This is a genomic window from Streptomyces hirsutus (assembly GCF_001418415.1).
In the GTDB taxonomy this organism is placed as follows: domain Bacteria; phylum Actinomycetota; class Actinomycetes; order Streptomycetales; family Streptomycetaceae; genus Streptomyces; species Streptomyces hirsutus.
Genome location: NZ_LIQT01000396.1, coordinates 1 through 24,056 on the forward strand (window position 1 = coordinate 1; position 24,056 = coordinate 24,056).

20 protein-coding genes, 1 tRNA gene and 1 other RNA gene are annotated in these 24,056 nt (G+C 70.1%); 11 read left to right on the plus strand and 11 right to left on the minus strand.

The window, feature by feature from the left end; translation table 11 throughout:
* Positions 1–2,012, minus strand: a 2,012-nt coding sequence (locus AOK11_RS27585) for a DNA polymerase III subunit gamma and tau (RefSeq protein ID WP_055596435.1), incomplete at its 3' end; no start/stop codon positions are given.
* Between the two features lie 66 nt (positions 2,013–2,078).
* An RNA gene (gene ffs, locus AOK11_RS38685) (signal recognition particle sRNA small type) lies at positions 2,079–2,177 on the minus strand.
* Positions 2,178–2,249: 72 nt separating this feature from the next.
* On the opposite strand from ffs, the gene AOK11_RS27590 reads away from it, so the two are divergent.
* Together AOK11_RS27590 and AOK11_RS40660 are read left to right on the plus strand one after the other, a co-directional pair.
* Positions 2,250–2,337, plus strand: a tRNA-Ser gene (locus AOK11_RS27590).
* A gap of 498 nt (positions 2,338–2,835) precedes the next feature.
* Positions 2,836–3,372, plus strand: coding sequence for a helix-turn-helix domain-containing protein (locus AOK11_RS40660; protein ID WP_420903022.1), 537 nt, complete (start codon positions 2,836–2,838; stop codon positions 3,370–3,372).
* Here the strand turns inward: AOK11_RS40660 and AOK11_RS27600 are convergent.
* From AOK11_RS27600 to AOK11_RS27610, 4 genes are all read right to left on the minus strand, one after another.
* A complete protein-coding gene (locus tag AOK11_RS27600; RefSeq protein WP_055596437.1) occupies positions 3,308–3,721 on the minus strand; it encodes a PIN domain-containing protein in 414 nt (137 codons plus the stop codon). The genes AOK11_RS40660 and AOK11_RS27600 overlap by 65 nt on opposite strands.
* A complete protein-coding gene (locus AOK11_RS27605) occupies positions 3,703–3,987 on the minus strand; it encodes a hypothetical protein (RefSeq protein ID WP_055596438.1) in 285 nt (94 codons plus the stop codon). Before AOK11_RS27605 ends, AOK11_RS27600 begins: the two co-directional genes overlap by 19 nt.
* A 719-nt stretch (positions 3,988–4,706) precedes the next feature.
* Positions 4,707–4,907 carry a hypothetical protein gene (locus AOK11_RS43015; RefSeq protein WP_157869458.1) on the minus strand — a complete coding sequence of 67 codons (201 nt, stop codon included), beginning with the start codon at positions 4,905–4,907 and terminating at the stop codon, positions 4,707–4,709.
* 302 nt (positions 4,908–5,209) lie between these two features.
* Positions 5,210–5,728: an HAD domain-containing protein gene (locus tag AOK11_RS27610; protein WP_055596439.1), complete on the minus strand. Its 519-nt coding sequence runs from the start codon at positions 5,726–5,728 to the stop codon at positions 5,210–5,212.
* 543 nt (positions 5,729–6,271) lie between these two features.
* Between AOK11_RS27610 and AOK11_RS27615 the strand changes: the two genes are divergently transcribed.
* Positions 6,272–7,201: an SCO4651 family lipoprotein gene (locus tag AOK11_RS27615; RefSeq protein WP_470629224.1), complete on the plus strand. Its 930-nt coding sequence runs from the start codon at positions 6,272–6,274 to the stop codon at positions 7,199–7,201.
* 268 nt (positions 7,202–7,469) lie between these two features.
* On the opposite strand, the gene AOK11_RS27620 is transcribed toward AOK11_RS27615, so the two are convergent.
* The 3 genes from AOK11_RS27620 to AOK11_RS27630 form a co-directional block, all read right to left on the minus strand.
* Positions 7,470–9,287, minus strand: a complete 1,818-nt coding sequence (locus AOK11_RS27620; RefSeq protein ID WP_079035124.1) for a stealth family protein — start codon at positions 9,285–9,287, stop codon at positions 7,470–7,472.
* A gap of 13 nt (positions 9,288–9,300) precedes the next feature.
* Positions 9,301–10,998 (minus strand): stealth family protein, encoded by a 1,698-nt coding sequence (locus AOK11_RS27625; RefSeq protein WP_055596440.1) that lies wholly within the window; start codon positions 10,996–10,998, stop codon positions 9,301–9,303.
* 166 nt (positions 10,999–11,164) lie between these two features.
* Positions 11,165–11,782: a hypothetical protein gene (locus tag AOK11_RS27630; RefSeq protein WP_055596441.1), complete on the minus strand. Its 618-nt coding sequence runs from the start codon at positions 11,780–11,782 to the stop codon at positions 11,165–11,167.
* 449 nt (positions 11,783–12,231) lie between these two features.
* Here AOK11_RS27630 and AOK11_RS27635 point away from each other — a divergent pair, with 449 nt between their 5' ends.
* From AOK11_RS27635 to AOK11_RS27665, 7 genes are all read left to right on the plus strand, one after another.
* Positions 12,232–12,663: an NfeD family protein gene (locus AOK11_RS27635; RefSeq protein ID WP_055596442.1), complete on the plus strand. Its 432-nt coding sequence runs from the start codon at positions 12,232–12,234 to the stop codon at positions 12,661–12,663.
* Between the two features lie 4 nt (positions 12,664–12,667).
* Positions 12,668–13,708 carry an SPFH domain-containing protein gene (locus tag AOK11_RS27640; RefSeq protein WP_055596443.1) on the plus strand — a complete coding sequence of 347 codons (1,041 nt, stop codon included), beginning with the start codon at positions 12,668–12,670 and terminating at the stop codon, positions 13,706–13,708.
* Positions 13,709–13,846: 138 nt separating this feature from the next.
* The gene (locus tag AOK11_RS27645) at positions 13,847–14,743 is read left to right on the plus strand and encodes a phosphorothioated DNA-binding restriction endonuclease (protein WP_055596444.1); all 897 of its coding nucleotides are present in this window, start codon (positions 13,847–13,849) and stop codon (positions 14,741–14,743) included.
* Positions 14,744–14,998: 255 nt separating this feature from the next.
* Positions 14,999–15,202, plus strand: a complete 204-nt coding sequence (locus AOK11_RS27650) for a cold-shock protein (RefSeq protein WP_042163016.1) — start codon at positions 14,999–15,001, stop codon at positions 15,200–15,202.
* Between the two features lie 315 nt (positions 15,203–15,517).
* Positions 15,518–17,089 (plus strand): DEAD/DEAH box helicase, encoded by a 1,572-nt coding sequence (locus AOK11_RS27655; RefSeq protein WP_055596445.1) that lies wholly within the window; start codon positions 15,518–15,520, stop codon positions 17,087–17,089.
* Between the two features lie 647 nt (positions 17,090–17,736).
* Positions 17,737–19,068, plus strand: a complete 1,332-nt coding sequence (locus AOK11_RS27660; protein ID WP_055596446.1) for a lipase family protein — start codon at positions 17,737–17,739, stop codon at positions 19,066–19,068.
* A 165-nt stretch (positions 19,069–19,233) separates the two neighbouring features.
* A complete protein-coding gene (locus AOK11_RS27665; RefSeq protein WP_055596447.1) occupies positions 19,234–19,602 on the plus strand; it encodes a hypothetical protein in 369 nt (122 codons plus the stop codon).
* Positions 19,603–19,650: 48 nt separating this feature from the next.
* Here the strand turns inward: AOK11_RS27665 and AOK11_RS27670 are convergent, their stop codons facing one another.
* Entirely contained in the window at positions 19,651–20,817 is a 1,167-nt protein-coding gene (locus tag AOK11_RS27670) for a sugar ABC transporter substrate-binding protein (RefSeq protein WP_079035125.1), read from the minus strand.
* 439 nt (positions 20,818–21,256) lie between these two features.
* Here AOK11_RS27670 and AOK11_RS43020 point away from each other — a divergent pair, with 439 nt between their 5' ends.
* Positions 21,257–22,231: an SCO2400 family protein gene (locus tag AOK11_RS43020; RefSeq protein ID WP_063793532.1), complete on the plus strand. Its 975-nt coding sequence runs from the start codon at positions 21,257–21,259 to the stop codon at positions 22,229–22,231.
* Between the two features lie 60 nt (positions 22,232–22,291).
* Here AOK11_RS43020 and AOK11_RS27680 read toward each other — a convergent pair whose 3' ends face one another.
* A complete protein-coding gene (locus AOK11_RS27680) occupies positions 22,292–23,797 on the minus strand; it encodes a SulP family inorganic anion transporter (protein WP_055596448.1) in 1,506 nt (501 codons plus the stop codon).
* Positions 23,798–24,056 lie beyond the last annotated feature (259 nt).

A 24,056-nucleotide genomic window follows, 5' to 3' on the forward strand; every position in this document is an offset into this window, starting at 1 on the left:
CCCCCGGAGCCACTGCCGGAGCCGTACCCCGCACCGCCGCCACGGCCGCCGACGGGGCTGACACTCGGGGCCGAAGCCGCCGCGCCGCCCCCGGAGGGGTCGATCACGGCCTCGATCTTCCACTGCACGTTGAACTGCTCGGCCAGGGCCTGCCGCAGCACGTCCTCGCTGCCGCTGCTCAGGAAGTTGTCCCGCGCGCCGGAGTTCACGAAGCCGATCTGGAGGGTCGTCCCGTCGAACCCGGTCACCTGGGCGTTCTGGCTGAGCAGGATCCAGGTGAAGCGACGACGGTTCTTGACCACTTCCAGGATGTTCGGCCAGAGCATCCGGGGGTCGAGCCCGCTGCCGCCTCCTCCGGAGGGCGCGGGGGCCGACGGAGGCGCGGACGCGGGTGCGGACGCCGGGGTGGGGGCGCTCGAAGCGGCCGGAGCCTGTCCTCCTCCCGCCACGGCAGTCGTGGGCCAGCCACCGGGCCGCCGCCCGCCCCCGGCGGAGGCGGTGGTGGGCCAGGCACCGGGAGCCGGCGCGCTGGGCGGCGCGGGCTCACTCGGCGCCGCGGCCGGAGCCTGAACCGAAGCCGCCGGAGCCGGTGCAGGAGGTGCAGGAGGTGCAGGCGCAGGTGCAGGCGCAGGTGCCGCAGCCGGAGGTTGCTGAGCCGCAGCGGCCGCCGCCCCCGGCCCCTGCACGGGCTGCTGAGGCTGCTCGGGCGCGCCCTGCCCCCGTACCGCCGCCCGAGCCGCGGCCGGACCGCCCCCAGGGGGAACCGGCGCTCCCCCACCACCGCCGTGCCCCTCGGCACCGGGCACGTACCCCATGGCGGGCATACCGGCCGCGGAACCGCCCGCCGAGAAGTTCACACCGCGCTCGATCCGGTCCAGGCGGGCCATGACCGAGCGCTCGTCGCCGTACGCGGCGGGCAGCAGCACACGCGCGCAGATCAGCTCGAGCTGGAGCCGGGGCGAGGTGGCGCCCCGCATCTCGGTGAGCCCCTCGTTGACGAGGTCGGCGGCACGGCTGAGTTCGGCGGCGCCGAAGACGCCGGCCTGGGCCTGCATCCGCTCGATGACATCGGCGGGAACGTCGATGAGCCCCTTCTCCGCGGCGTCCGGAACCGCGGCGAGGATCACCAGGTCCCGGAGCCGCTCGAGCAGGTCGGTGACGAACCGCCGCGGGTCGTTGCCCCCCTCGATCACGTGGTCGACGACCTCGAAGGCCGCGGCGCCGTCACCCGTGGCGAAGGCCTCGACCACGGAGTCGAGCAGCGAGCCGTCCGTGTATCCGAGCAGGGAGGTGGCCATGGCGTACGTCACACCGTCGGGGCCGGCGCTCGCGAGCAGCTGGTCCATGACGGACATGGAGTCACGCACGGAGCCCGCACCGGCCCGCACGACGAGCGGCAGCACTCCCTCCTCCACGGGACTGTTCTCCCGCCCGCACACCTCGCCGAGGTACTCCCTCAGGACCCCGGGCGGCACCAGCCGGAACGGATAGTGGTGCGTACGCGACCGGATCGTCCCGATGACCTTCTCGGGCTCGGTGGTCGCGAAGATGAACTTCAGGTGCTCCGGGGGCTCCTCGACGACCTTGAGCAGCGCGTTGAAGCCCTGCGGGGAGACCATGTGGGCCTCGTCGATGATGTAGATCTTGTACCGGCTGTGGGCGGGCCCGAAGAATGCCTTCTCGCGCAGGTCACGGGCATCGTCCACACCACCGTGGGAAGCGGCGTCGATCTCGATGACGTCGATCGAACCGGGCCCGTTGCGCGCGAGGTCCTGACAGGACTGGCACTCCCCGCACGGCGTCGGCGTAGGACCCTGCTCGCAGTTCAGGCACCGGGCGAGGATGCGCGCGCTGGTCGTCTTGCCACAGCCTCGCGGACCGCTGAACAGGTACGCGTGATTGACCCGGTTGTTCCGCAGCGCCTGCTGCAACGGGTCGGTGACATGCTCCTGCCCGATGACCTCGGCGAACGACTCCGGGCGATAGCGGCGGTACAGCGCGAGAGACGACACGCCTACGAGGTTATAGGCGCCCACCGACAACCCACCCCGCCCCGCCCTGCGGCGAGGGGGACGGCACACGAAAGCGCCCCCCACGCACCCGCCAGAGCCGACCTACCCTTGCTGCCTTCCGGCCCTGGGGGAGTTCAGTCAGATAGCGCCGCGTGAGGGGCTGCGCACAGGTTACCCCATGTCGCGGGGGCGGAACGAGTTCGCAAGCACTCCTTCCGGTCATGTAATGTTCCTCCCGGAGGATTCGCCTAGTGGCCTAGGGCGCACGCTTGGAAAGCGTGTTGGGGGCAACCCCTCACGAGTTCGAATCTCGTATCCTCCGCCAGTGCCTCACCGGGCACGAAATCGAAGGGTCCCACCGCTTGCGGTGGGACCCTTCGACGTGCGTGGTTGCAGTTCACACCACGCCGGCGCAGCACCTGCGCCATAAGGAACCGCCACCAGCCACACCACGAACCGGCTGCCCCGCCGAGGGCACGCTTCTCCGGTCAGCTGATATCGATCGACTCGTCTCCGGCTGTCGGGCCACCTGAGTACAGTCCTGCACGCGCGCCAAGGGGCACCGCGTGTCCATCGAGAGCGATCAGTACGCACGCATCATGGAGCAGCTCAAGGAGGAGCTGGGGGATCCAGTGACCTGAGTCCGAGATTCGTCGTTGGTTCGGTATGAGTCGTCGTCGCACGACGGCCCAAGCTCCGGCCCAGCGCTCAAGGATCGTGCTGGAGTACGCCGAAGGGCACTCGATCATGGAGGTGTCCCGGCGGCTGAGCATCTCGCCGGGACACGGCCCGCACCTGGCGGCGGCGCTTTGTCGAACGGGGCCTGGACGGCCTGTCCGACGAGCCGCGGCCCGGTGCCCCGCGAAAAATCACCGACGCGGACGTCGAGCGGGTCATCGTCAAGACGCCGGAGGAGAAGCCGAAGAACGCCACCCACTGGTCGACGAGGTCGATGGCGGCGGCCACGGGCATGTCGCAGTCGGCGATCTCGCGGATCTGGCGGGCGTTCGCCCTGGCCCCGCACCGCTCACAGACGTCTCTGCTGTCCACCGACCCGTTGCTCATCGACAAGGTCCGTGACGTCGTCGGCCCCTGCCTCGACCCGCCGGAGAAAGCCCTGGTGCTGTGCATGGACGAGAAGTCCCGGATCCAGGCCCTGGACCGGTCCCAGCCCGTGCTGCCGATGGTGCCCGGGGTGCCCGAACGCCGCAGCCCGACCAACGCTTCACGGCGGCCTACCCGGACAGGGCCGCTCGGGTTCCTGATCGACATCCCCGCCGGTTCCGCACTGCCGGTTACACGGCGACGAGGCGCACCCTGTCGCCGCAGAGCTTCGTCATGTCGTCGTTGTCCGAGGTGAGCATGACGACCGGACGGCGCTGCCGTAGCGCCATCTCAGCCACGGCGGCATCAATGGCGTACTTGTGACCATGCAGCCCCGTGCCGATCAATATGGCTGAGGCGGCCTTGGCCTCCTCGTCGCCGATGGGCACGATTCTCACGCCGGACAGAACCCAGGCGAGCCGCGCCTTGTCGGTCCGGCGATGCGCCGCTTCGATGATGGTGAGTGCGCTGATGACCACCTCCATGCCCCGCTTGCGGGCTTCGGCGATGAGGGCGACGACGGGCTCGTGATCACTGACGAACTTCGCCAGGCCCTCGCAGTCGAGAACGAGGGTGCCTTCGTGACTCAGCTTGCGGCGGGCCACTGCCCCTCCTCGGCGAACACCTCGTCGAAGACCCGGCGTGCCTGCTCCTGCTCGTGCCCGGAGATCGGCCCCTGACGGCGTTCGTAGTCGGCCAGGTACTCATCCAAGATCTGACCGCGCAGCTCGCGCTCCACCGCTTCGGTGATGAACGCGGAGAACTCACGTTTGCCGACCCGTCGGCGGATCGCTTCCGCCGTCCCCTCGGGGAGGGAGAGGCTGACCCTGGTGGCCGGCCCTTCGCCGACGCTGTAAGGAATCTCGCTCATGGGACCTAAATTATCAAACAAGTAGGAATTCGACCTGGGTTCAGTGCACACCGAACGGCGCGAGCCGACCACCCCTCACCTCTTGGTCTCAGTTCTGGTCTCATTCACCCACGTTCAGCTGTGTCCGGACGCCGCTGAACAGTCCGCTCCACGGCTGGTCAGGACGCCAAGGATCAGGAGGACGGTCATGGCGGTGTGGCGAGCGCCACGAAGGCGGCCGTCTCGCACGCCGGCGTCCCGAAGCAGCCGCTTCCCTACACGGAAGTCGGTGTTCGGGCTCAGCGGCCCGCCGGCCGACGGGGCGAACACGCCTCCCTCGCCCTCCCGGTCGGTACCGGCAGCGACCCGCTCCCGCTCTTGTGCTTCCTGGTGCCGGCCAAAGATCTTGATCAGCGGATCGGGCAGGCCGATGACGCGTCGTCCCGCTCGGGACTTGGTGAGTTTTGGGACTCCGCCGACCTCTGCCGTTCAAGGCCCGCAGCGACAGGACCACCGAGTCTCCGTAGGCGTACAGCAGCGCAGTACCGCAACCCCAGTAACCGCCTCTCGCCCAATAGCGTCTTTCCAGAGCCGCGAAGCGACCGGCATGACCGCCGGGGGCCGTTCTCACCGCTCATCGCGCGGAGGCGGCGGGATGTGAACCCGCGGTGACGTCGCCGCCATGACGGTTTTCAAGGTCAATCCAGGTCTTGACTCGCCCCTCGAGACTCCACCGACCCTCACAGCTGGTCGCCCAGCAGGCCTCTCCGCATCAACTCTTCCTCGACGGCCTCTCGCCCGGCCTTCCAGGAACGCCTCCCCTTGTTTGCAGCAGACTGCGCCTCTCCGGTCTGATACCTACGTAATTCGGCACGAAGAGCGTCATCCGGCATCACGCGATACCTGTGCCGCTCGGCGGCATCCTTCTTCCAGCGCGGCACGAGGCCCCCTCCCGAGCAACTTCACCCTTGCTCTGTCGACCGCAGTACAGCAGCGGAGTACAGCAACCCGTCCGGTCGCAGTCAATCGATTACGGCTTCCGGCACCTTGCCGAGTAACCGCGCGGACCTCGGCGCCCGCCCCACCCCACAGTTCGCATCGAGGGGCAGGCTGACATCCACGGCCGACATCAACGACAGCGGACACGAACGGACGCCTCAGGGCTCCTACGGAGCGCTGGTGGCCCCACCGCCTGGGCCACCAGGGACGCAACCATCACGCGATCGAACTCCTGATGCGGTGTTCATCTCGGCGCAACGGTATGGAGCCAACCGGCGAGCGCGGAGAAGTCCGCGTCTACGAGGCCTCTGGCCGGTTCCACGCGATGGAGAAGCGACGGCCCGGGATGTTGGGCAGTGACCCAGAGACAGTCCATGGGGCCGATCTCGTCGTCGACCCAGATGAACGGCCGGCCGTTGGCCCACTCGACAAGGGGGCGGGTCTTCCAGTGCAGGCCGCGCGGGCCTTCCTCGGCGCAGAGGTCCGGCCACTCCACCACGGGCAGCTTCGGCAGTCCGATGCGTGGGGCAACAGCCTCGTTCGCCTCCTCCATCCAGGTCGTGGCCCATACGAGACGACAGCCCAAGGCCATGAGACGCTCCCCGATCCCGGGGTCGAGCCGCTTCAGCAGCGGGTTCCCCTGATCGACAGGCATCGAGGCATCGGCCGTAGCGGCCTGCGGGTGACCGGACGGCGCCCCGAACGGGATGAGCGGGCCGTCGACGTCGAGGAAGAGGAGGGGGCGCTCCGCTGCGCGTGCCACGGCGGCACGATAGCCCGACGCGGCAGGGAAGTGGCACCCTCGGGCCGGGCCGTCTGCGGGCCGTGCCAGGTCGGCCCACGGCGACCGACAGTGACAGTCGATCCTCTGCCGTGCCGGGCGGACCGCGAGGGGGCATCCGCTCGGACTGGTCGTGGAACGAGATCAGGAGATCTCTTCCTCGGACCCACCTGTCACGCTTTCGGCCCTGGCGAACCACTTGGGCGCCAACGACGCCGGCTCCGGTTTCCAGCAGTGGGCCAAGGAACTCCGACTGCCCCCCATGAGCGCGTCGGCAGACGAGAAGTCCGGCTTCCGGGTCAAGCAAGTGAAGCGACTCCACGAACGCCATGGAGCTGGTCCGGCGGTGGCCCGAGGCCGAAGCATCCTGGGCGTCCAACCGCTCAGTACGGTCCTCGGAGTTCATGCGGGCAGGTATATGCCGTCTGCCGCGCGTGCCTCACAAGAACCCAGCGGACCGCAGGACACACTCCGAGATACGCTCGCGGCCTTGATGTGGATCTGTCATCCAAATTAGGGGGACATGTGGGGGTTTCAGTGTTCGGTTTCGTACCGCGCAGAGTGACGAGCGCGGTGTCCTCGGCCGTGCTGCTCACCGGGGGGACGGTTGCCTGCGGAGGGGGCATCGCGAGTGGTTCCGCGCATGATGACCCGCCCAAGGTGACGCCCGCGGTGGCCGTGGCGGAGGCGGCGACGAACTCCGAAGACGTCACGTCGCTCCACTACCGGGTCACCGGGACCGTGCCGGAGAAAGGCCGCCTGGAGGCCGAGGCATCCATGAGCACGGAACCGCTGACCATGAGTATGAAGATGACCGCGGCCGACCAGGGCGAAGACGGCCAACTGGAGATCCGGTTCGTCGACGAGGTGATGTACGTCGGCGGGAGCGCGATCGACTCCGAGGAACTGGACGGCAAGAGCTGGTTCAGCGCCGACCCGGCTGTATGGGGACTCGGCGCGGTGGACAACAGGTCCTACGGCATACTGCCGCGTCAGATCGAAGGTAACCCAGCCGTGCAGTCCACGATCCTGACCGCCTCCAAGGACGTGCGGAGGATCGGGACGGAGACGATCGACGACACCCGGACCACTCACTACAGAGGAACAGTCACCGGTGACGGCATAAGCGCCGCCCGTAACGCTGCCGCGAACAGGGCGGCTCGGGAGCGCCAGATCGACAACCTTGATCAGTTCATGGCGCTGCGCATCGACGGCACACTCACCATGGATCTGTGGATCGGCGACGACAACCACACCAAGCAGTTCCGCATGCGGGGCGACACGTTCGCCGCACAGGACGGCACCGAGGGCAAGCCACTCGAGCCCACCGACGGCGACCCCCTCGACCTGACCATCACCTTCCTCGACGTCAACCAGCCGGTGACCGTCGAGGCACCACCGTCCGAAGACACCGCCGACCTCGCCGCACAGACGGCCGAGGCCCAGGCAGACTGAGCGACACCTGGGAAGACCTGAACGCCCGGCCCGGCGGCACCGTCTCACTTTCCGTCTCGTTCAGCCCCGTTCACGGCTGTTCAGGGGAGACTCAGAGCCGCGCCCACCCCTCCGACCAACCGACCGTGAACGCAGGTGAACGGTCCTGGACAGGCCCCGGCAGGCCACCGGCACAGTGGGAAAGCGCGTTGGGGCACCCCCTCACGAGTTCGCATCTCGTATCCTCCGCCAGTACCTCACCGGGCACGAGTGGTACCGGCGGACGGTGTCACTCGCGAAGCCGTGCTTCTTTCGGCCTCGACTGCGGCGGGGGACTCGCCGTGAGCGGCGCGACCTGGCGCGGGGCGGGCCGGGCCGCTCCTTCGAAGCGGCTCGGGAACGGGTACTTCCGCTCCAGGAAGACACGGATGGCAGCCTGGGCCGCCGGCCTGGCCTCCGGGGCGGTGTCCACGTCGTTGAGGCAGAAGAAGTCGATGTCCTCGCCGGCCGCGAGGCGGGCCAGGCGCCGCCGCATGTCCGGGGTGCCCAGTTGCACATAGCGGAAGCGGTAGTCGGCCGGAACGGCCCGGCCGGTCGCGATCGCCCAGTGGTGGTGGAGCGTGGACGCCGGAGCGACGTCGGAGGTGGAGCGGAAGCGCGAGTAGGAGGTCCGCTCGAGTTCCTCGATGTCGAGGCTCTCCATCTCCCGCATGACCGAGCGCAGTTGGGGATGGGGAGTGTGTAAGGACTTGTGGGTGATGTGTCTGCCGTGGAAGCGGTTGATCACCTCGCGGGCGTTCTTGCCGGCGGAGTTCGGGGCCGGTTCCAGGGGGTGCGGGGAACCGACGCCGAGCTTCAGCGGGGACAGCGGGATCCGGGCGATGCCGTTGCCGTGGAAGAAGTGCTCGGCCCGTACCGGCCGGTTGATGAAGACGTCGTCGTTGAAGTAGAGGTAGTGCTCCGACAGACCCGGTATGTGATGCAGTCGGCTCTCGATCGCGTGCGAGTTGAAGACGGGGAGCGCGTCGGGCGGGAGGATGTCCCGGTGGTCGACCACGGTCAGGCCCTCCGCGTCCGGATCCAGCCAGTGGGGGATCTGGGAGTCGGTCACGAGGTAGACGTGCCGGACGAACCCGGCGTACATCCGCAGCGAGCGCAGTGCGTACCTCAGTTCGTCATGGCTGGTGTAGCGGGAGGCGCCGGTCTCGCGCGGAGCGATGGCGCCGTCGGAGAGCGCCTGGTGGGCGCGGCGCTTCGCGGCCATGGCCGGGTCGTCGCCGTCGACCCAGGTGTACACGGCGTCGACGGGGAAGCAGACCTCGTCGATGCCCGGCTCGGCGAACGGGGCGAACGTCGGCACGCGGCGGCGGTGACCCGCCGCGGTGGCGGGCCGCTGCGCCGTCACCGGAAGCACCTCCGACACGGGGTTGCGGCGCGGGGCGACGAGCGCCGGGCCGAAGACGTCCGGCAAGCTGCTGCCGGGCACGGTGAGCCAGGAGGGGTCCGTGGCCGGAGCCGTGCCGAGGTCCCGGCCGTGGCACCAGAACTCGATGTCGCACCCCGTTTCGAGGCCGGTGAGCACCTGTCCTCCCGGGCCGAGGCGCACCGTGCCGGTGCGGAGCACCGCGGCCCGTCTCAGCGCCCGCGGCAGCTTCCCGTCGGCCCACAGCGCCGCTTTCGTCACGGCGCCGTCCGGTCCGACGGTGCCGACGTACCCGACGGTGCCGGTGAGGCGCTGGGCGGCCTGCGAGAGGAGCATGCCGCGGTACGTCTTCTCGACCCCGACGACCTGCCGCGACGCGCCGGGCCCGTGGTCGGCGGGGACCAGGAAATACGGAATGCCGAGCCCCTCCAGCAGGGCGCACACCCGCTCGAGATCGGCTTCGGCGGCGTCTGCGGCGGTGTAGTCGGCGACCGTACGGCCGTACAGCCGTACGGGTCCGAGGGTGACCCGGCGGAGTCCGGGGACGGTGGCCCGCAGGCGCCGTCGGGCCCGGGCCGCGCACAGCGCCCAGAGCCGGGCCGACAGCCGGAGCCTCAGGCCCACCAGGCAGTCCCGGGCGGCCCGCGTTCCCTCGAACGCTCCAAGACGGTGGCGGATGTCCATGCCCCCGGCCCCGTCAGTTCTGCTTCTCGAAGGGGCTTGCGAAGGGAAAGTAGTGCTCCAGGAACCCACTCATCCGGACGCCGACCTGCTCCCGTTCCTCGGGCCGCACATCGACGTCGTTGAGGCAGAAGAAGTCGAAGCGGCGGTTGCGGCGCAGATCGGCCAGGCGTTGCTCGGCGTCCGGACGGCTGATGTTCACATACCGGTAGTGGTACTTCCCCGGCGTGCCGTGGCCGGTCATGAGCGCGTACTGGTAGAGCAGCGGGGCCGTCACGGCGATGTCCTGCGGCGAGCGGAAGCGGGACGCCGTGGTGCGGCGGATGTCCTCCGGGAAAAGCTCCTCGAGGGCCTGCAGCGTCCTGCGCCGCTGCGGCAGTGGGGTGTGCATGAAGTTGTTCGTCGTCATCCGCCCGAACTTCTCGAACAGCAGCCGGCGGACGTTCTTGCTCGCGGAGTTGGTGGCCGTCTCCTCGGCGTGCGGCTTGCCGACGCCTATCTTGAGCGGGGACACCGGAATCTTCATCAGACCACTGCCGTGGAAGAAGTGCTCCGCGGTCACCCGGCGACCGACGAACACGTCGTCGTTGAAGTACAGGTAGTGCTCCGACAGGCCCGGTATGTGGTGCAGCCGGGTCTCGATCGCGTGTGAGTTGAACACCGGCAGGACGCCCTGCGGGAAGATGTCACGATGGTCGACGACCGTGATCCCCGGGGCCCGGTCGTCGAGCCAGTGCGGCTTCTGGCCGTCGGTCACGAGGTAGACGTGCCGGACGAAGTCGGCGTACATCGCGAGCGAGCGCAGCGAGTACTTCAGCTCGTCGTGGCTGGTGTAGCGGGAGGCGTTGGTCTCCTTGTCCAGGATCTCGGCGATGCCGCGCTCCTGGTACCGGGCCCGCTTGGCCCGCATCTCCGGCTCCTCGCCGTCCACCCAGGTGTAGACGACGTCGACGGGGAAGGTCACGTCGTCCACGGTCGGCAGGGTCAGCGGGACGAAGCTCGGCAGCTCCCGGCCGCCGACCCGCACCGTGGCAGGCTTCTGCTCGGACGCCGGCAGTACGTCCGTGATGCCGTTGTTCCGCGGTGCGACGAGGGACTCGGCGAAGACGTCCTCGGACGCCTGAGGCTGCGCCTTGGCCAGTCGGCGAGGCCCGTCGTCGGTGGCGAGGAGCTGTGCCCCGTCCTCCCAGAACTCGACGTCGCAGGCGAGCTCCGGCCCGGCGAGCAGTTGGCCCGAGGGCCCGAGGTGGTTCTCCCCGATCCGCAGGATGGGGGCCGTGCGTAAAGCGGTCGGCAGTACACCGTCCATGAACAGTGCGGGGTGCTTGAGCCGTGCGCCGGGCAGCGGTCTGCCGATGAACACCGCCTTCCCCGCGTTCCGCGCCTCGAGGGTGGTGAGGAGACGCTCCCGGTCGACGACGTTCACGCCGACCGTGTGGCGCGTACGCGAGGCCGGTACCAGGAAGTAGGGGATGCCTTCCTGCTCCAGCGCTGCGACGACCAGACCGAGGTTGGCGGCGGCCGCCTCGGCGGCGCTGAACCGCGTCACGACCCGCCCGTAGAGCTGCTGGCCGCGCACCGCCACCGGGCGGAGCACCGGGTCCGTGACCGCTGCCCTGCGGCGCCGCCGCATGGTGCGCAGCTGCCACACACTTTCGGCGGCCTTCCGCTCGACTCGCGGTCGCATCCGCCGGGTGAAGGAACGCACGGTCACGTGATGAGCTCCTCTTCATACTCCCTTGAACATCTTTGCGTTAACCAGACAGGCACACGTAACGAAAGGTTGCGGAAGATTTTTCCGGGAGTTCATGAACGAAGGTTCGTACGAGCTCCTCCCCACGCCGCGGTCTCCCTCGACGGGGTCGGCGTCGCGGCCGCTCTCAGCCCCGGGGCGAAGCATCGACGCGCTGTTCGAACAGCACGCCGCCGTCCTCGGCGTACGCCGTGACCGTGACGCCGGTGCCCGCCGCCGAGGCGTCGCCGAAGGCGTAGTACGTCCCCCAGCCCGGGTCGCCCGGCAGGCTCAGCATGCCCGCCTCCGCCTCGGCGCCCCCGTCGATCCGGAGGGTGATGCGCGCCGGCACCGTCTCCGTACGGAAGGCGCCGGTGTACAGCGCGTCGTCCCCCTCGGTGTGCAGCCCGCCGCTGAGGCTGTCGGGCCGGATGCTGTCACCGGCGTATCCCTTGGCCCGTTCGACGGACTCGGCGTAGTTCTCCCAGGCGACGACGTAGTTCTGCCGGCCTTCCGGCAGGAGCCCCATCCTCGCGCCCTGGCCGATCTCCACGGGCTGGTAGGGCCGCACGACGCGCGGCCCGGCGGTCAGGGAGGCGGCGGGCAGGTCGGGCGCCTGCACGGCCGCCGCTTCCCGCGCCCCGCCGCCGGCCGTCTCCCCGGCCGCGGCGGGCGGCTCCCCACCGTTCACGGCGAGGGCCGTACCGCCCCCGCCGGCCAGGGCCAGGGCCGCGATTCCGGCCAGAACGAGCCTCTTCGTTCTCATCCGTTCTCCAGTCATCGGTCGTCGGTCGTCGGTGTGGCTGGTTACACCTCTCAGACGGCGTGAGGGCCCGGCACCTATGTCACCGCGCAGCATGTTTTTCTCCCGCGGCGGGCCGCTGCGCCCACACCTCATCGACCGGCGGGAGCCTCGGCAGTCGCGTGGGCGGGCCGCGGACTGCGGGCGTCGGGGGCGGCCGGTGTCCCGCGCCGCCCGCGGGAACGGCAGCAAAAAGGAAAGGAGAACAACCCGCCGGGGGTGATTATCCTTTTCAAGAAAGGATAAAATAAGAGTAGATTGTGAAATGGAAAATTGTGGAGAGGGGTGCACCACCCCCCCTCTCCGCCGGTTCGGCAGGATTTCCTCCCTCAGGGGTACCGCGATCCTCCCCTCTCAGGGTCCAATGGTGGGACCGAGCCCTCCGCGTCCGCGCCGGTCGGAAGAGGTACGCAATGGATCCGTGGCTGATCTGGTTGATCGTCGCAGCCGTACTGGCCGTGGCGGAGATCTTCACCCTCACCGCCGCGCTCGGGATGCTGAGCGCCGCCGCACTGGTCACGGCGGGGTCTGCCGCGCTCGGGCTTTCGCCGCCCTTCCAGTTCTTGGTGTTCGCCGTCGTCGCCACCGTCACCGTGCTGTTCGTGCGCCCCCTCGCGGTGCGCCACGTGCTCCAGCCCCAGGTGGCGCGCTTCGGTATAGACGCACTGGTCGGGAAGGCCGCCTACGTCGTCTCGGAGGTGTCGGGCCTGGGCGGCAGGGTGCGTATCGACGGTGAGGAGTGGACGGCCCGCTCCTACGACGAGACGCTGGTGATTCCTCCCGGCAAAACCGTCGACGTCATAAAGATCAGCGGCACCACAGCCTTCGTCTACCCCCGGGACTGAAAACATGGAGACCCCTGCGTTTCTCATCGCCGGTCTGCTCGTCGCGCTGTTCGCGCTCTTCACCGTGGTGCGGGCGGTGCGCATCGTTCCCCAGGCGCGCGCTCGTAATGTCGAGCGGCTCGGCCGGTACTATCGCACGCTGAATCCCGGCCTCAACCTCGTCATTCCTTACATCGATCGCGTTCACCCGCTGATCGACCTGCGGGAACAGGTCGTCTCCTTCAAACCGCAGCCGGTCATCACCGAGGACAACCTGGTCGTCGAGATCGACACCGTCCTGTACTTCCAGGTCACCGACGCGCGAGCGGCCTTCTACGAGATCGCGAACTTCCTCCAGGCCGTCGAGCAGCTGACCGTCACCACCCTGCGCAACGTCGTCGGCTCCATGGACCTGGAGAAGACGCTCACCTCGCGCGACACCATCAACAGCCAGCTCCGCGGCGTGCTGGACGAGGCCACCGGCAAGTGGGGGCTGCGAGTCAACCGGGTGGAGATCAAGGCCATCGACCCCCCGCAGACCATCAAGGACGCGATGCAGAAGCAGATGCGCGCCGAGCGGGACAAGCGGGCCGCGATCCTCGGGGCCGAGGGACAGCGCCAGTCCCAGATCCTCACCGCCGAAGGCGACAAACAGGCCGCCGTCCTCCGCGCGGAGGGCAACCGGACCGCCGCGATCCTGCAGGCCGAGGGCCAGTCCCGGGCCATCGACGAGGTCTTCCAGGCCGTGCACCGCAACGACCCCGACCCCAAGCTGCTCGCCTACCAGTACCTCCAGACCCTGCCGCAGCTCGCGCAGGGGTCGGGCAACAACTTCTGGGTGATTCCGAGCGAGATCACCTCAGCGCTCCAGGGCGTCTCCAAGGCCTTCACCGAGCAGCTGCCCCGGTCGCCGGCCACCCGCGAGAAGCCCGTCGACGAAGACATGACCGCCCAGGCCGCCAGCGACACGGCGCAGGCCGAGGAGGCCGCCGCCGAGGCCGTCGCCGACGCCGCCAAGACCGACCGCGCCATCCCGGAGGTCCTCCCGTCCGAGCCGCCCCGCTGACCGACAGCGAGCGACCCGCGTCCTCGCCCCGCCCTCTTCCGCGTCCACGGTTCACGGCGTCGTGCCCGCGGGTCCTCGCCACACCCCTCCGGGCCACGCGGATCGGTGATCGACGGGGCACCACTACGATCGCCGGTCATGGACTGGCTTGAGCGCGCGGCGGAGCTGAGACAGTGGACCAGGAGCGGGACACACGCTCCGCACAAGCCGCTGCTCCTCCTGTACGCCCTCGGCCGGTTCCAGCGGGATGCCGACGGTGAACTGCGCTACAGCGCGGTGGAGGGCGACCTCAAGCGGCTGCTGGACGAGTACGGTCCGCCCCACAGGACCACTCCCGCCTACCCGTTCCACCATCTGGTGAGCGACGGCGTGTGGGAGGTGCGTACCGACCGCGGCCCGGGCAGCCCCGGCAGCGGCGTACGGGAGCTGCGGGCCCTCGGAGCCGCGGGGCGGCTGGCGCCGGAACTGCGCGCGGCACTGCGGCGCGAGCCGTCGCTGCTCGGCCGGATGACACAGCTCCTGCTCGACCTGCACTTCCCGCCCTCGCTCCACGCCGAGCTGTGCGAATCCGTCGGCCTGGAGCCGGAGCCGGCGGAGCCCGGACGGCTCCGGGTCGTCGTGCGGAGGCGGCGGGACCCGGGGATGCGGGAGCGCGTCCTGACGGCCTACGAGTACCGGTGCGCCTTCTGCGGCTACGACGGCAGGATCGGCGCGCTCCCGGTCGGGCTGGAGGCCGCGCACGTGCGCTGGTGGGCGTTCGGCGGCCCCGACGACGTCGACAACGGACTGTGCCTGTGCTCACTGCACCACAAGCTCTTCGACAAGGGCGTCCTCGGCATCGGCGACCATCACCGCATCCTGGTCTCGCAGCGCTTCGTCGGCCACAGCCCCGCCGCCCGCGAACACGTCACCGCACTCGCGGGCCGCCCGCTCATCGGCCCCCAGCCGGGCACCCGCCCCGTCGCGGACGCCCACCGCTCCTGGCACACCGGCCAGGTCTTCCACGGCAGCCCGCGCCCCGCCACGGCCTCCTGATCACCCGCACCCCGGGCGTCGACGACCCGGCGAGGCCGGTTTCGGACACCGGCGCCCCACCCGTGTTATCGTGAAGAGTTGCAGTTTTGGTTACCAGAGGCTTGTGAGTGCTCTTCCGACCTTCCGTCGACGAGCACTCTTTTTCGTTCCTGAGAAGCTTCGCGGCTTTCCGGGAACAACAACCGGGTGGATCATTGTTGCGACCACGGGCCCACAAGGTGTGGGCCCCGGGCACTGCCCAAAAGGAGATACAGCATGGCATCTGGCACCGTGAAGTGGTTCAACTCGGAAAAGGGCTTCGGCTTCATCGAGCAGGACGGCGGCGGCCCCGACGTGTTCGCCCACTACTCGAACATCGCCAGCTCCGGTTTCCGTGAGCTTCAGGAAGGCCAGAAGGTTACCTTCGACGTCACGCAGGGCCAGAAGGGCCCGCAGGCCGAGAACATCGTTCCCGCCTGACGCGTACGCTGACACCGGCGTCGGTATCCGACGCCGACGTGCAGTGCGTGGCCGGGACCCCGCACCCCTGTGGCGCGGGGCCCCGGCCCACTGCGTTCCCCGGCCCGGCAACGAAGCCGACGCCGCACTCGTGCTCGTGGCCCGCCACTCGCGGCCGCTTGCCGCTGTTTCACTGATCCGCTGATCTACTGATCCGCTGATGCAGCGATGCACTGATTCACCGTTTTTCGGCTCATTCTTGCGAATTCTCATTCGGCCAGCACCTCGCCGTTGGGCGGAATTCCTCGATACGTGCCGCATCGAGGAAGGTTCCGCATGAACCGCAATCACACAGCTCGTTCGAACAACAGCACCGGCAGCACCGGCTCGTCCCGCTCCCGTACGGACAAGGCCGCGGGCTCCGCGGGCTCCGCGGGCTCCGGGCGGGGAGGCCGCGTCCGTTCCCAGGGGTCGGCCGGCCGCCAGGGCGGTCCGTCCCGCGGCGCCGCCGCCAAGGGTGGACGCAGCAGCGGCCGCGGAGGCCGTCCCGCCGCGTCCGGCGGGGAGTTCGCGCCGCCGGTCACCCTCACCCCGGCGCTGCCGCCGGTCGAGAAGTTCACCGAACTCGACATGCCCGAGCGGCTGTTGACCGCCCTGACTGCCGAGGGCGTGACCACCCCGTTCCCGATCCAGGCCGCGACGCTGCCGAACTCGCTGGCCGGCCGGGACGTACTGGGCCGCGGGCGCACCGGTTCGGGCAAGACGCTGGCCTTCGGTCTGGCGATGCTGGCGCGTACCGCCGGGCAGCGGGCCGAGCCCCGGCACCCGCTGGCGCTCGTCCTCGTCCCCACCCGGGAACTGGCCCAGCAGGTCACCGACGCTCTCACCCCCTACGCCCAAGCGCTGCGCCTGCGGATCGCCACGGTGGTCGGCGGGGTGTCGATCGGCCGGCAGGTGAGCGCCCTGCGCGGCGGCGCCGAGGTCGTCGTCGCGACGCCCGGCCGGCTCAAGGACCTCATAGACCGTGACGACTGCCGCCTGGACCAGGTCGCCATCACCGTCCTGGACGAGGCCGACCAGATGGCCGACATGGGCTTCATGCCGCAGGTGACCGCCCTGCTCGACCGGGTGCGCCCCGGCGGTCAGCGCATGCTGTTCTCCGCCACGCTGGACCGCAATGTCGACCGTCTGGTGCGCAACTACCTCCACGACCCCGTCGTCCACTCCGTCGACCCGTCCGCGGGCGCGGTCACCACGATGGACCACCACCTGCTGCACGTGGACGACGACGACAAGCACGCCACCACGACGGAGATCGCCGCCCGCGACGGACGCGTGATCATGTTCCTGGACACCAAGCACGCCGCCGACCGGCTGGCCAAGAAGCTCCTGGCCGTCGGCGTGCGGGCCTCGGCCCTGCACGGCGGGAAGTCCCAGTCCCAGCGGACTCGGACCCTGACCCAGTTCAAGGACGGGCACGTCACGGTCCTGGTGGCCACCAACGTCGCGGCCCGTGGCATCCACGTCGACAACCTGGACCTCGTCGTCAACGTCGACCCGCCCAGCGACCACAAGGACTACCTGCACCGCGGCGGCCGCACCGCCCGCGCCGGTGAGTCCGGCACCGTCGTCACGCTGGTCCTGCCGCACCAGCGCCGGGAGATGTCCCGCCTGATGACCGACGCCGGCATCACCCCGCAGACCACCCGGGTACGTCCGGGCGGGGACGAACTGAACCGCATCACCGGAGCCCAGGCGCCGTCGGGCGTGCCCGTCGTCCTCACTCCGCCGCCCGCCCAGAACCAGCCCGCGCGCACGGGTTCCCCGTCCCGGAGCCGGCGCAGCCGCCGTCCCGGGCAGGCCGCCCGCCGCAGCGCGACCGGCAACAAGGGAAAGGGCGGCCGCTGAAGGGCCGTTGAGGGGCAGTTGAACGGTCACTCCGTGGGCGCCGAGGGGCGCCCGTGAGTACCGCGATCATCACGAGGCCGGGGCGCGGACGCGTCCCGGCCTCGCGCGTTCGGAGAAGTCTTCGGTGTCCCTGAGGAACGCCGACGGGCCGCCCTCTCCCCGGCTCCCGGAAGGCGAGGCTGTCGCCCTCCGGTGGTCCGGTGGCCCAGGGTCCGGTGCCCCGGTGCCCCGGTGCCCCGGTGCCCCGACGCGTCGGCGAGCAGGAAGCGGGGGGCGGGTCGCAGGCGGCGGGCGGCACCGGACCGGCCGTCACATTACCGAACCGTAACCTTCCTACTGCTACCACGAGTAACTTACCCACAGGTAAGTTCAATGCGAACCGCTGCCGAGCGGCGTGGGCAAGCCCGTGGGACGCGTGTGCCCCACCTCGCCGCCGGACCGCCCTGCCGTTGTGCCCTGCCGTTGTGCCCTGCCGCTGTGCCGTCCCATCGCCCCGCAGTCCCACCGCCGTGCCGTCGTAGCTCCGAAGCCCCCACTCCCCCAGCTCAGCTCCGTAGCTCCGCCACCGCGCCTCCCCGTCCGGGCCGATCACGGGACGCCCCGGCACGGAGGCCGCTTCCTGACAGCCGCTTCACAGGAGGTTCGCCATGCCCGCACGCCCGCGCCCCAAGCTTCTGGTCGTCGCCGTCACCGCCGCGGCATGCCTCGGCGCCCAAGCCCTCGCGGCCGCCCCCGCCGCGGCGACGGACGAGGTCGTGTCCCGGGGTGTCACGATCCCCGCGTTCTACACCCCGCCCGCGTCCCTGCCCGACGCCAACGGCACCCTCCTCCGCAGCGAGCCCCTCCCGCTGGCCCTGAGCCTGCCCAGCCTCAAGGGCCCGCTGCCGGGAACCGCGACCCGGCTGATGTACAAGTCCACCGACTCGAACGGGAAGCCGGTCGCCGTCACCGGCGCGTACATCGAACCGTCCGCCGCCTGGAAGGGCGGCGGTCCGCGTCCCCTGGTCGCGGTGGCGCCCGGCACCATGGGACAGGGCGACCAGTGCGCCGCGTCCATGGGGCTCGAGCATCCGCTGCGGTTCAACGGCGAGACCGTGTCCGTCGGTTACGAGGACCTGGCGATCTACCGCCTCCTCGCGAAGGGCGTCGCCGTGGTCGTCACCGACTACGCCGGCCTGGGCGCGACCGACCGCCTGCACACCTACGTGAACCGGGTCGACGAGGCCCACGCGGTCCTGGACGCCGTCCGCGCCGCCCGCTCGGTCCGCGGCGCGTCGATCACCACCGCCTCCCCGGTCGGGCTCTACGGGTACAGCCAGGGCGGCGGGGCGACCGCGGCGGCCGCCGAACTCCAGTCCACCTACGCCCCCGACGTCACCCTGTCCGGGACCTACTCCGGCGCGCCGCCCGCCGATCTGACCAAGGTCACCAAGGCCATCGACGGCAGCGAACTGGCGGGCGCGCTGGGCTGGTCGCTGAACGGCTTCCTCCAGTCCGACCCGGAGCTGAAGCCCCTTGCCGAGGCGCATCTGAACGCCGCCGGCAAGGCCGCGCTCACCGATCTCTCGACGATGTGCGTCGGCGACGCCCTCTTCACGTACGGCTTCGCCAAAAGCACCAAGTGGACCACGGACGGAAAGTCCCTCGGTGACATCATCGCCGCCACTCCCGCCCTCCAGGCCTTCCTGGACAAGCAGTTCATCGGCACGATGAAGCCGTCCGGCCCGGTACGGCTGGTCACCGGCGTCAGCGACAACCTCGTGCCGCACGGGCAGTCCCGCCGGCTCGCCGTCGACTGGTGCGCCAAGGGCGCCGACGTCACGTACAAGGCCGTCGTCCTCCCCGACGTCGGCAGCGCGCTGCTCAACCACTTCGCCCCGCTGCTGACCGACCAGGGGGACGCCGTCGACTGGCTGACCGACCGGCTGTCCGGCAAGCGGGCCACCTCCAACTGCTGGAGCATGCCCCTGCAGCCCTGACGGCCGACCCCGGCAGCCGGCCCCGACGTCGCGTGTTCTCCCGGCTCCGGCCCGCCCGACCCACCGGGCGGGCCGGAGCCGGCGCGGGGGCCTGCGGCCGCCACGTCGGAGTGATCCGGACCCGCATCACCCGGCCGGGCCGGGGCTCGGCTACGCTCTTCGACCATGTCACACCCTGACGATCTGCTCGTCGCCGTCGCCGCGATGGTCGAGACGGACCAGGACAGCCAGATGTCACTCACCGTAGTGATCCCCGGCGCCGTCATCACCGGCCGACTGGCCCCCGAAGCCCTGTGGCGGGAGCGCGTGGCGGAGGTGTTGCGCGACTCCGCTCGACTCGGCCACTTCGCCGTCCCCTTCGCGGAGGCCGGCCGGGACGAAGCGCCGTCGCACCCCTCCCACCTGCATTTCCACGTCGCCCGGATCCTCCAGGGGAGCTATGGCATCCCGGACACGGGGGGCATGTACCGGGTGGCGCTCGCCGACGTGAGCGCCTGGACGGTGGGAGACATCGGGTACTCCGACCAGCAGTGAGCGGACCGGCGCCGTCCTGCCCACGGCGCCCGCGGTGCTTACGGTCCCCTACGGTGTGAGGCCGATCGACGCGCAGGCCGGCCGGTACTCCGCCGTGCAGATGTCCTCCACGTCGTAGACGCCGTCCCGGACCACCGTGTCCTCGATGTTGTCCTGCGTCAGGGCGACCACCGGCACCAGCATCGACGGGATGTTCTTCTGCGTCGGGCTGTCGACCCGTTCACCGGTCAGCGAGTCGAACTGGATGTCGCGCCCCTGGACCAGGGCCACCGCCATCTCGGCGGCACCGCCGGCCTCCAGCAGGAACGACTTGTACACCGTCATGTGCTGCGTGCCCGCGACGATCCGCTGCACGGCCTCCAGATCGGCGTCCTGCCCGGTCACCGGCGGGATGTCGGAGACGCCCGCCTCCTCCATCGCCTCGATGACGGCTCCGGCCATGCCGTCGTTCGCCGCGTAGACGGCGGCGACGTCCTCGGCGCCGACGGCCTTGAGCGCCTTCTTCATGTTCGCCTTGGCGACGGCGGGCAGCCACTTCTCGGTGTCGTACGACTCGGCTATGTCCACATTGCCGTTCAACTCGATCATCGCGCCGTCCTTGAACAGCGCGGTGTTCGGGTCGGCGGGCTCACCGTTCATCATGACGACCTTGCGGTTCTCCGCCTCGCTGCCGAGCGCGTCGACGATCGCACGGCCCTGTACCTCGCCGACGAGTTCGTTGTCGTGCGACACGTACGCGTCGATCGGGCCCTCGGCCAGCCGGTCGTACGCGATGACGGGGATGTCCGCCTTCCTGGCCTTCTCCACGTCCGGTGCGACGGCCTTGGCGTCCACCGCGGCCACGATGATCACGTCGACCTCGTCGGCGACCATGCGGCCGAGCTGCTCGCTCTGCTTGGCCGTGCTGCCCTCGGCGTTGGCGTAGACGACCTTGCCCTCCTCGCCGGTGAGGACACCGACCCGTTCCTCGACGAGAGGACGGTCGAACTCCTCGAAGCGCGCCGTGTCCCTGTCGGGGAGAAGGAGGCCCACGGTGATGTCGTTGCGCCGGCCCGGCGACACGGAGCCGTCGTCCTCGCCGAGGGCGTCGACCGCACCGCACGCGGAGAGCGAGAGCACCGCCAGGGCCGAGAGGGCGGCGAGCGGAGCAGTGGTGCCCCGACGCCCCCGGATCGTGCGGGGTGCGGGGGTGGTGCGAGTGGTGCAGGGGTTCACATCAGGTGCCTTCCAAGCGAGAGTGCAGCGTGGCGACCAGGTGGTGGGCAAGCCAACGCCGCACGGCCCGGCAACGTCAAACCGCACCCTTCACGGGAACAGCCCTGCCATTTCCGCGACGTGAGCGACTCCCGCCGATTCCGATTTCCGGTCGTGACGGCCCAAATCGACTCCGCACGCGGCCCTCAACTTCCTTTTTCCCAAGGGATTTTGATTGAAGGACATTCTTTCCGGGCCGTATTGCGCACCGATTGACGCACATGCTCACGGCATTCACGCGAAGCGGGCAGAGAATGTGCGCAGGAGTGACACACGGGCTGCACACAGCGGCTCGCGGGTGTCGTTAGCGTTGCTGTCCTGATCCACCCGCTCCCTCGTGCACGACGCGAACGGGCCGTCCCCGGCCCGGCGGGTGCCTGCCAACCCGGGAAGACAGCGGATGGACTACTGCTCCACGTGTCGTCGGCATCTGAACGGCGCCCTCGTGTGCCCTGGATGCGGCGCCTACGCCCCCGACATCACGCCGAGCGTCATCGGCGGTCACACCGTCCCGGGCACGGCGACCTCACCCGCACCCGCGGCAGGTCTCGGCACCGCGGCCGGTCCAGGGATCGGTGCAGGAGCCGGTCCAGGGATCGGTGCAGGAGCCGGTACGGGGCCGCCGGTTCCTGCCGTGGAAGTCCCGGATCCGGTGCCCGCGTCCGCGTCCGCGCCCACGGGGCGGGCGGCGCGGCGGCGGCAGTTGGCCCGCTGGAGGAAGACCCAGCGCCGCGCCCTGGTCGCCACGGCGGTGGCCTTCGTCGGCGGTGGACTCACCCTCGTCTCGATGGACCGGGATTCCGGCGACCGTGCCCGGGCCGCCACGGCACCCGAGGTGTCCGGCATGGGCGGCGCGGACGGGCCCGCGGACCAGTACGGCGGTCCGGCGCCGTCCGTGAGCCCGCCCGGCACGCAGCGCTCCCAGGAGCGGCCCTCGCAGCCGGCCCCGGGCGACGGCGCACACCGGCAGCCGACCGGCACCGCGTCGGCGCCCGCCACCGCGTCGAGCACCCGGCCGGACGGCGCCACGACGGCCACGTCCCCGTCACGGACCACACCCTCGTCCGACGGCTCGGGCACACGGACGGGCTCGGACTCCAACGGCTCCGGTTCCGTTTCCGGTTCTGCTTCCGGCTCCGGCTCCGGTACGGCGACCCGCCCCACGACCCCGCCCGAGGACTCCTCGGGCAACGGGGGTGACAGCGGCAACGGCGGAGGCGGCGGCCCGAACGGCCGGAGTGGATCGCAACCCGGCACCTCGGTCCCCTCGACACCCGCGCCCGAGTCACCGGGCTCGTCCGGCTCCGGCTCCGGTTCTGATTCCGGTTCCGGTTCCGGTTCCGAGCTCTGTCTCCTGGTGATCTGTCTCGGCTGACGGGGGCCGGCCCCGGTGTCCCCGCAGGTCCTCCCGCAGGTCCTGTTCCGGGGCCGTCCGTCAGTGACCGCCGACGAGTTCCCCGCTGAGCTTGTCGTGGAGGCGGGCACTGGGCTCGTTCAGGCCCGTGATCTCGACGGTCTTCCCGCGCTGCGCGTACCGCGTCTCGACGGCGTCGAGGGCGGCGACGGAGGAGGCGTCCCAGACGTGGGCGGACGACAGGTCGATGACGACGTGGTCGGGGTCGCCCGAGTAGTCGAAGCGGCCGACGATGTCGTTGGACGAGGCGAAGAACAGCTCGCCGGTGACCCGGTAGACGACGGACGTGCCGTCGGGGTCGGCGACCGCGGTGACCTCGGCGAGGTGGGCGACCCGCCGGGCGAAGATCACCATGGCGGTGACCGTGCCGACGACGACGCCGACGGCGAGGTTGTGCGTGATGAGCACGAACACGACGGTGATCACCATGACGCCGATCTCCCCGGCCGGCATCCGCCTGAGGGTCTTCGGTGCGATGGAGTGCCAGTCGAAGGTGGCGACCGACACCATGATCATGACGGCGACGAGCGCGGCCATGGGAATGTCGGAGACGACCGGACCGAAGACGATGCACAGCACCATCAGGAACGCGCCCGCGAGGAAGGTGGACAGGCGGGTCCGGGCGCCGGAGACCTTCACGTTGATCATCGTCTGGCCGATCACGGCGCAGCCGCCCATCCCGCCGAAGAACCCGGTGACGATGTTGGCGACGCCCTGGCCGATCGACTCCCGGGTCTTGGAGGAGTGCGTGTCGGTGATGTCGTCGACCAGCTTGGCCGTCATCAGCGACTCCATCAGGCCGACCAGCGCCATGGCGAGGGCGTAGGGGGCGACGGTGGTGAGGGTGTCCATCGTGAACGGCACGTCGGGCAGGCCGGGCACCGGCAGGGACGAGGGCAGCTCCCCCCTGTCCCCGACGGTGGGTACGGCGATCCCGGCGGCGACCGTGATCACGGTGAGGATCACGATGGAGACCAGGGGCGCGGGGATCACGGTGGTGACCTTCGGGAAGAACACCATCAGGGCCAGCCCGGCGACGATCATCGGATAGACCGGCCAGGGCACGTCCCGCATCTCGGGGACCTGGGCCATGAAGACCAGCAGGGCCAGCGAGTTGACGAAGCCGACCATCACCGAGCGCGGGACGAACCGCATCAGCTTCGCCACGCCCAGCGCGCCGAGGACGATCTGGAAGACACCGGCGAGGAGCACCGCGGCAACGAGGTACCCGAACCCGTGCTCACGGTTGAGCGGCGCGATGACGAGCGCCACGGCGCCGGTCGCCGCGGAGATCATCGCCCGGCGTCCGCCGACGAACGCGATGGTGACGGCCATGGTGAAGGACGCGAACAGACCGACGGCCGGGTCGACACCGGCGATGATCGAGAAGGAGATCGCCTCCGGGATCAGCGCGAGCGCGACGACGAGGCCGCCGAGGATCTCGGTCCGCCAGACCTTCGGATCGTTCAGCCAGTCGGGGCGCGCGGCGCGCAGCCGAGCGGCGGGGGACAGTGCGGGAGAGGACAAGGGGGCATTACCTGTCGTGCTCGGGCGCTCCGGCCCGGCGGCGACGACGGCGCGGGGGCAGGGCGGGACGGGGCGGTTTCGTGCGGAGGCCGAGGTGGGCCGGGAGAAGGGCCGGGCGGCGACTCTACCCTAACGTTAGAGTAGGGATCGGGTGCGTCCGACCGGTCACACCTCCGGGCTGACCAGCAGAGCGGTACATGGACGAGAAGGGCCGGATCAGGCACGTGGACGGCAAGCACATGCAGATCGGTGAGGTCGC